Below are 8,462 nucleotides of genomic sequence, written 5' to 3' on the forward strand. Positions count from 1 at the left end.
GCGTTATGGAGTCCCAGTTATTTTGCCATTTCTGTAGGAGGTGCGCCACTAGAGATATTAAAAGAGTATATTAAAAATCAAGAAAAGCCGTCCTAGAAGCGATGCACTGAGCTGGCCGAAGTGGACGGGGCTTGTATCCCATTATTTTCGGTCAACTATGGAAATTGATGACTGAAAAAAATACACCATTTATCAATGAAATATTGTTACAGATAGGAAAACACTCAGAATTTGAAACCTGGCTAGAAAAAGGGAGTATACCTGCTGAATTACTGAAAAAACTGGGTAATTCTCTCAAAACTCAAGAACTTTTTACTGGACAACCTGGACGTTTTTACACTTCAGGGATTACTTTAGTGGATTATCTGTATAAGTCTTGGTTTGCTTTGCAAAAACGCAGAAAAAACCAAATAGAAGGGAAACAGCGTTGGCTAAAAATGCTTAAAAGTGATCAAGAACTTGAGCAAGAGAGTGAATGTAGTTTAGAAGTAATTCGCACTAAAGCTGCTGAACTTTTAACTAAATTTGCACTTCAGTCTGATGAAAATGACCATCAGAAAAAGGGGAAAAAGACTAAAAAAGCTCCAAAATCTAAAACATCTTCAATTTTCAAAATTCTTTTAAACACTTACGAAGACGCAGAAGATCCCCTTACTCGTTGCGCTCTTGCATATCTACTTAAAAATAACTGTCAAATTAGTGAAGTAGATGAAAACCCAGAAGAATTTACCAGAAATAAGCGCAGAAAAGAAATTGAAATTGAACGCTTAAAAGATCAGATCCAAAGTCGCATTCCTAAAGGTAGAGATTTGACGGGAGAAGAATGGTTGGAAACTTTAAAAATTGCTACTTTCAATGTTCCGCAAAATGAAAATGAAGCAAAGGCATGGCAAGCAGCACTTTTAAGAAAAACTGCTAATGTTCCCTTTCCTGTAGCTTATGAATCTAACGAGGATATGACATGGTTAAAAAATGATAATAATCGTCTCTTTGTGCGGTTTAATGGTTTGGGAAAACTTACTTTTGAGATTTACTGCGATAAGCGTCATTTGCACTATTTCCAACGCTTTTTGGAGGATCGAGAAATTAAACGCAATAGTAAAAATCAACATTCAAGCAGTTTGTTTACTTTACGCTCAGGCAGAATTTCTTGGTTGCCAAGTGAAGAAAAAGGTGAACATTGGAAAGTAAATCAACTTAATTTTTATTGTTCTTTGGATACTCGAATGATGAGTTGTGAAGGAACTAAAGAAGTGGTTGAGGAGAAAGTTACAAAAATTACGGAAATTTTAACTAAAACAAAACAGAAAGATGATCTCAATGATAAACAACAAGCTTTTATTACTCGTCAGCAATCAACCCTAGCTCGAATTAATAACCCTTTTCCTCGTCCCAGTAAACCTAATTATCAAGGTAAATCTTCAATCTTAATAGGTGTTAGTTTTGGGTTAAAAAAACCAGTGACGGTAGCGGTGGTAGATGTTGTCAAAAATGAGGTTATAGCTTATCGCAGTGTTAAACAATTACTTGGTGAAAACTATAATTTACTAAATCGTCAGCGACAACAACAGCAACGCTTATCTCATGAACGCCATAAAGCCCAAAAACAAAATAAATTTAATTCTTTTGGTGAATCAGAGTTAGGGCAATATGTGGATAGATTGTTGGCTGATGCGATAATAGCGATCGCACAAAAATATCAAGCTAGTGGTGTTGTTTTACCAAAACTCTCTGATATGCGGGAGCAAATCAGTAGTGAAATTCAATCTAGAGCCGAAAACAAATGTCCTGGTTACAAGGAGGCTCAACAAAAATACGCTAAAGAATATCGGATTAGTGTTCATCGCTGGAGTTATGGACGATTAATTGAGAGTATCAAGTCCCAGGGGGTACAAGCTGGAATCTCTATTGAAATTGGCACACAACCAATTAGAGGCAGTCCACAGGAAAAAGCGCGAGATGTAGCTGTTTTTGCTTACCAAGAACGTCAAGCTATGAAGTCGGTCTAGTTTTGTTGACAAATCCGAACTTTGAAAATATTATATGGATATAATAGCGCCGTAGTTCATGCTCTTTGGAGTCTCTGTACTATGAAAAATCTGGCTTAGTTTGGCGGTTGGAAGACTGTCATGCTTTCTGAGCCTGGTAGCTGCCCGCTGCTGATGCTGCTGTCGCCAGACAGGATAGGTGCGCTCCCAGCAATAAGGAGTAAGGCTTTTAGCTGTAGTCGTTATTTATAACGATGTGGATTTCCACAGTGGTGGCTACTGAATCACCCCCTTCGTCGGGGGAATCCTCTTAAATCTTTTTTTTGGCAAACCATGAGCGGGGGTAAAAACTCCAGGGATCTGCCAAATTCTTGAATCCCTTGTCCAGTATTGATTTGACTCGTTTGAAGAGTGATGAATGTCTTCTGTTGAGGGCAAAAAAACAGATTTTTTAACAGGTTTGCCAAAATTGCTTCTGGAAACCTGTATTGGCAAGGGTCTAGACGGGCGCGGTTTCAACTACCATCCCGACTAGGGGTGGGTTGAAAGCTTAATAAAGTTCCCAGGAAAAATCCAATTCCACCTAAGTTTCAACTACCATCCCGACTAGGGGTGGGTTGAAAGGTAATATGGTGTTAACCCCTGGCTTTCTGTTACGTTTCAACTACCATCCCGACTAGGGGTGGGTTGAAAGGGCTTATTTTGTGAAGATTTAATCAGCCGCTCCCTTGTTTCAACTACCATCCCGACTAGGGGTGGGTTGAAAGGACAACACATTCATCTGTTTCTCGAAATCATTAAGTTTCAACTACCATCCCGACTAGGGGTGGGTTGAAGGGAAAGGAAAGATAAACAACTCTTGGAATGCGTAAGCGTTGCGCTGCTGCAAGCAGTTCGCTGGTTAAGCAGGTTTGGATTTAAAATAGTTACAAAATAGAGTTGATTATGGGAGGATTGAAAGGAGTGCTGCGATCGAACCAATAATTGAACCAATATATTAATAATCATTGGTTTATCATGGATGATTTTCAGCGACATTATTGTGTTAACGGTTGAAAAAATGAATTCGACGACACTAATCTGTTAACAGCGACATGAATTTGTTAATAACGACAAGAATCTGTTAACGACGACAAATAATTTGTTATTCGACAACAACAAATGGAGAATAGGAGACTCGAACCCCTGACCTCTGCGGTGCGATCGCAGCACTCTACCAACTGAGCTAATTCCCCTTATTCGTGCTTATGAGTTCTTATCTCTAATACACATACTCTATTCTAGCATTCAGAAACAATAAATTGCCCATCTTTTTTTAAAAAAACTTCCTGTACCTGCTGTAAATCCAAATCAATCAAATAATCAATTGTCCAATTAGCTTGACGTTGCAACATATGGAACGGGTAAGTATTCGCTACACCTACCACCTGCATTTGGGCTTTTTTGGCTGCTTGAATACCTACTGGGGTATGTTCAATCACTAAACATTCGTGAGGTTGTAGATTTAATTCTGGATATACTTGATTCATCCGTTCCACTGCTAATAAATATCCTTCCGGGTTAGGTTTATGACTGTTGATATCATCCCCTGATACAATCACGGGAAAGTATTCAGTTAATTTAGCAGATGTCAACACCGTTTCTACTTCTAAAGATAAAGTATCACTGACTAACCCCAATTTGAGATCATGGTCACGAATTTGAAAAATTACGTCTTCAATTCCGGGATACAAAGGCAATTTTTCTAACTTTTCCAATTCTAGAATATAACCTTGAGCTTTGCGGGTAAGTAATTGAGTCATATAAACTTCTGTGACTACCCGACCACGATTTTTCAGCAGGTTTTGCAAGTAAGCGCGATGGCCGAACCCTAAAAAAGCTTGACGTTCTTGCACTCGTTGAAGTTGGAGATTTTCCCCCAGGAGAATCTCATCTATTAGTTGAATATGGATTTGTCTATCTTTAATGATGACACCATTAAAATCAAATAGAACTGCTTTTAAACTCATCGCGCTAATTCCTAACTCCAAATTTGGGGACTCCTGCTATACATTTTCCTGCCACTAATTACTGATTGTAATATGGCTGAGTGCAGAATGTAGGATCTAAAAGAGTAATGGCCATTGGTAAAATCCGATGTTCCTGCACTTGAATTCTAGCGTGTAGAGTTTCTGGTGTATCCTCTGGGAGAACAGGAACAGCCGCTTGGATTAAAATCTCTCCACTGTCAACTTCTAAAGAAACAAGATGTACAGTACAGCCAGTGATTTTCACTCTGGCTGCTAAAGCCTGTTCCACAGCTTGTACACCCTTAAAACTCGGTAATAAACTGGGATGAATATTAATCATCCGCTGGGGAAAAGCATCAATTAACACTTGTGTAACTAATCGCATCCATCCCGCCATAATCACGAATTTCACATCATACTGCTGTAATATTTGGACTATTTTACTATCAAACTTTTCTCGATTTTTATAATCACGATGATTCAATAGTACAGATTCTACACCCCATTTTTCAGCCCTGATTGCTGCTTTAGCATCAGGATTATTGTAGATTAAAACTTGAATTTTGGCGTTGATTTTACCATCAGCAATAGCTTGAGCAATTACTTCAAAATTACTGCCATTTCCTGAAGCCATGATTCCTATTTGCAAAGGCTGATCAGATGAAACTTGGTAATTATAAATATCAGGAGAAATCAGACTGGAATGATTATTTATTGTCAAATCGTAAGTCATAAAAGTAAACCATAAACCCCATTGGTAAGTAGGTTGGCGTTAAAAATTGTCGTTATGACAAGGGAACTCTTAACAGGGAAGAAGTTATTGCTTTTGTTCTATTTTGGGTTAGTCTTGTTACTTTTTTGGTGGGGGAGAACCAATGAAAAATTTACTTGTGCGATCGCAAGAAATCTTAGCAACTGCATTTTTATTATCTGTCTGTTGTCCCGATTGAGACGGTTGAATAAAACAAGATTTTTTCCAGTAAAATCCTTTGGCATTGGCACTAGGTCCATTCCAAACAGTCAAAATATCTAGTTGATATCCAGATTTGATATTAACTACACGAGGTTCAACACTCCATAGTTGTTTTTCTTGAGATTTACTGAGGTGATTATTAATTGTTCTCTTCCCCAAATTCCTTAGCTGCTGATCAGCTTCTAGTAACCATTTTTCTACTTCTGACCAGGGTTTATTGGCAATTTCTTGATTAACTAAAGGTTGAATTTTATTTAAAATCAGATCACCATTTTTTGGTTTTTTTGCAGGTGGTTCTAGTCTAATTACAAAGGCACTTTTCTGAAAGTTGTCTGCACGTAAACTAGGATAGTCTTTTAACCACTTATCTATAACGAAGTAAAACTGCAACCAACAACTAATTAACATACACCAAGATAACAAAACTATTATTTTTTGGCGGTCTTGTAATTTGGGCAGTTTCGCTTTTGCGGATCTTCCTCCCGTACCTTCAAAGAAGTTAGGTATGGCCGTAACAATTGCAGATATTGTTGGCCAAATAACTATAGTTTTAGCTGTTAATATATTCTCCTGATGTCCAAAGGCAAAGACGCTAACTAAGAACCCTGTAATTATTGCCCCGACTGGCATAAAAGTTCCGGGAAATCTTAAAGGATCATCGGTGGTATACCAAGCTGTTCCTGCTAACAAAAATAGCCAACCACAAAAGGCAATAATATCTTTGACAGATCCTACAGCAAAATATGATATTCCCCAAGAAAAAACACTCAAATAAATAAATGTCTGCCACGAGTATGCTTTCGCTGGTGTCAGAAATTTTTGCACTCCTGCGAGTAAACCTTTAATAAATTGAAATATGCCCAGTATTTCCTTAAATAATGAGTCCATTGGATTACCTCTAATTAATAAAGTGATTAATATTGATCATCTTCCAGAATACAGAGAGCGAATTAATAAGATGATGGTTATGGCACTATAACTCAGTGAATTAGCTATTAATGTTGTAATTACTAAATTAGTATTTTGCAATTTAGCTATATTCATATAAATTGCTCTTTGTTGTGAAGAAATGATTCCCGTTTCTGTTTTTGTTCCACCTTCATCCATCACAATTATCAGCATTTTCATGATTAAGAACTTAACTATAAAAGTCGCTAAAAAAATAGTGAATGATAATAAAATTATCAGGGAACTGATACTAGTATCTTTTAGCTTATTAAAAAATACATAATTAATCAGTTCTGATTTGATAGTAGTAGGTAATATTGGTTCGATCACAAAAAAGATAATCCAGCCAATTACACTAGAAAAAACATTAATGGTAATTGCATAAAAAATGCTAGTCTTCTTATCAAACTTCAGCCATTTATTAAGAACGGAAGCTTCTAGGGGAATGGCTGCCAGTAAGAATAATGTTTCAAAAAATATTGCCCCAATTGGCAAAATTATGGGTAATGATAATTCGTCGGACATATTTGTTAAAAGTTTAAGTTAGAAGCATTTGGGCGGTTATAATCCGCGTTTACACAGACGAAACCCACCTGAGTTGATAAACCTGATTTTTTGCTTGTAAAAAATACTAACAATGGGCAATTATCTCATGTTTTGGTATTTATGATCTGAGTATATCAAGATTTTTATTTTGATAGTATTAATACATTCTTTTAATTTAAATACGTAAACAAAAAACCGCACATCCTCAGTCTGGTTTCGTTAAGATAAGGAATTACCACTTTATAGCTTTTCAAAAGATGACAAGGAACGGTATCGGTATTCGCACAGCGCAAGTGCGTTCTGAGCGGCTTACGGGTCAAATTCACGTCTATGATGGTTTGGGCAAAGGTAAGTCCCAAGCGGCTTTAGGGGTGGTTTTGCGCTCGATTGGTTTGGGAATTAATACACCCAGTGATTCTAGCCGGGTGTTACTATTGCGGTTTTTAAAGGGCCCAGAACGGGATTATGATGAGGATGGAGCAATAGCGGCTTTACAGCGGGGATTTCCCCATTTAATTGACCAGGTTCGCACGGGAAGAGCCGAATTTTTCGGACATGATCAAATTACACCTTTTGATCGCACAGAGGCTACACGGGGTTGGGATGTAGCTAAAGGTGCGATCGCTTCTGGTTTATACTCGGTTGTAGTTCTAGATGAAATTAACCCGGTTTTAGATTTAGGTTTGCTATGCGTGAATGAGGTCATAAATGTTTTAAAATCTAAACCCCAAGAATTAGAAATCATTACGACTGGACGCGCTGCTCCACAACCATTATTAGATATTGCAGACTTACATTCGGAAATGAAACCTCACCACCACCCCACGGCCGCAGAACTGTTTATTGAAGGCATTGAAATTTATACAGGTGCAGGAAAGGGTAAATCTACCAGTGCCTTGGGTAAAGCTTTACAAGCTATTGGCAGAGGTATCAATCATCCTGGTTCTAACCGTGTATTGATTATGCAGTGGTTAAAAGGTGGTAGTGGCTATACTGAAGATGCAGCTATAGCCGCTTTACAGCAATCTTATCCAGAAGTAGTAGATCATCAACGTTGTGGACGGGATGCCATTGTTTGGCGTAATTCGCGTCAAGAATTAGACTATATAGAGGCGGAGAGAGGTTGGGAAATTGCTAAAATGGCGATCGCTTCTGGTGTGTATAAAACTATCATTCTCGATGAACTCAATCCCACTGTGGATTTAGAATTATTACCTGTTGATCCCATTGTCCAAGCATTATTACGTAAACCCCGCGACACCGAAGTGATTATTACCGGTCGCTGTCAAAATCAACCGGCTTATTTTGATTTAGCCAGTATTCATTCTGAGGTTTATTGTCATAAACATTACGCAAATGAAGGCGTGGAATTGAAGCGGGGGGTTGATTTTTAACTCTAGGGGCGCAGGGTCTGCGCCCTCCGTTCTATTTTTATTTAAGGTATACGACAGTTACTAGTATTATAAATTACAGACATTAATAATAAAACTCTTGTGGTGCGGGCATCTTGCCCGCATAAGAAGTACCTCACTCAAGCTAAACTTGCTGTAATATTTTTATTTGGGTTGAGAAAAACCAACCCAAAAATCACGATTATTGATGATCTTCTTGATTTAACCAAGTTATTAAATCAGTATCTGCAATTTTAGCAAGATTATTGTCAGAATCAGGATATCCAGGATTTAAGGATTTACAGGATGTAAACTAATACAAATAGTTTTGAGAAGGATAATATCCCGAATTTCTTTTTTATTCTGTCAATAAATTATAAGTGTCTGAATGAGATATTGGGTGGGTTGACGTTAGGAAAACCAAGATTTTCAAGCATTTGTTGGGTTGCACTGTTGCTTAACCCAACCTAGGAAAACTATTATGGATGATCTTCTTGATTTAACCAAGTTATTAAATCAGTATCTGCAATTTTAGCAAGATTATTGTCAGAATCAGGATATCCAGGATTTAAGGATTTACAGGATGTAAACTAATACAAATAGTTTT

General features: G+C 37.5%; 7 protein-coding genes, 1 tRNA gene and 1 CRISPR repeat array. Of the genes, 3 read left to right on the forward strand and 5 right to left on the reverse strand.

The annotated features are described in order from the left end of the window. Together H6F62_RS19995 and cas12k are read left to right on the forward strand one after the other, a co-directional pair. A partial coding sequence (locus H6F62_RS19995; RefSeq protein WP_190372240.1) for a transposase occupies window positions 1–96 on the forward strand: 96 nt, incomplete at its 5' end. Between the two features lie 35 nt (window positions 97–131). Then, on the forward strand, window positions 132–2,009 hold the full coding sequence (gene cas12k, locus H6F62_RS20000) for a type V CRISPR-associated protein Cas12k (RefSeq protein WP_190372809.1): 1,878 nt from the start codon (window positions 132–134) through the stop codon (window positions 2,007–2,009). 491 nt (window positions 2,010–2,500) lie between these two features. Further along, window positions 2,501–2,827: a CRISPR direct-repeat array (repeat unit 38 nt; unit sequence GTTTCAACTACCATCCCGACTAGGGGTGGGTTGAAAGG). A 323-nt stretch (window positions 2,828–3,150) separates the two neighbouring features. Here cas12k and H6F62_RS20005 read toward each other — a convergent pair. The 5 genes from H6F62_RS20005 to fraC form a co-directional block, all read right to left on the reverse strand. Beyond that, window positions 3,151–3,223: transfer RNA gene (locus H6F62_RS20005), tRNA-Ala, on the reverse strand. 45 nt (window positions 3,224–3,268) lie between these two features. Further along, on the reverse strand, window positions 3,269–3,997 hold the full coding sequence (locus H6F62_RS20010; protein ID WP_137909524.1) for an HAD family phosphatase: 729 nt from the start codon (window positions 3,995–3,997) through the stop codon (window positions 3,269–3,271). 58 nt (window positions 3,998–4,055) lie between these two features. Further along, window positions 4,056–4,730 carry a phosphoribosylglycinamide formyltransferase gene (purN, locus tag H6F62_RS20015; protein ID WP_137909525.1) on the reverse strand — a complete coding sequence of 225 codons (675 nt, stop codon included), beginning with the start codon at window positions 4,728–4,730 and terminating at the stop codon, window positions 4,056–4,058. 117 nt (window positions 4,731–4,847) lie between these two features. Next, window positions 4,848–5,858, reverse strand: coding sequence for a septal junction protein FraD (fraD, locus tag H6F62_RS20020; protein WP_137909526.1), 1,011 nt, complete (start codon window positions 5,856–5,858; stop codon window positions 4,848–4,850). A 36-nt stretch (window positions 5,859–5,894) separates the two neighbouring features. Next, the gene (fraC, locus tag H6F62_RS20025) at window positions 5,895–6,443 is read right to left on the reverse strand and encodes a filament integrity protein FraC (RefSeq protein WP_137909527.1); all 549 of its coding nucleotides are present in this window, start codon (window positions 6,441–6,443) and stop codon (window positions 5,895–5,897) included. A 278-nt stretch (window positions 6,444–6,721) separates the two neighbouring features. On the opposite strand from fraC, the gene H6F62_RS20030 reads away from it, so the two are divergent. Continuing rightward, window positions 6,722–7,858: a cob(I)yrinic acid a,c-diamide adenosyltransferase gene (locus H6F62_RS20030; protein WP_190372810.1), complete on the forward strand. Its 1,137-nt coding sequence runs from the start codon at window positions 6,722–6,724 to the stop codon at window positions 7,856–7,858. Window positions 7,859–8,462: the final 604 nt, after the last annotated feature.

The organism is Anabaena sp. FACHB-1391, assembly GCF_014696755.1.
GTDB classification, from domain to species: Bacteria; Cyanobacteriota; Cyanobacteriia; order Cyanobacteriales; family Nostocaceae; genus Dolichospermum; species Dolichospermum planctonicum.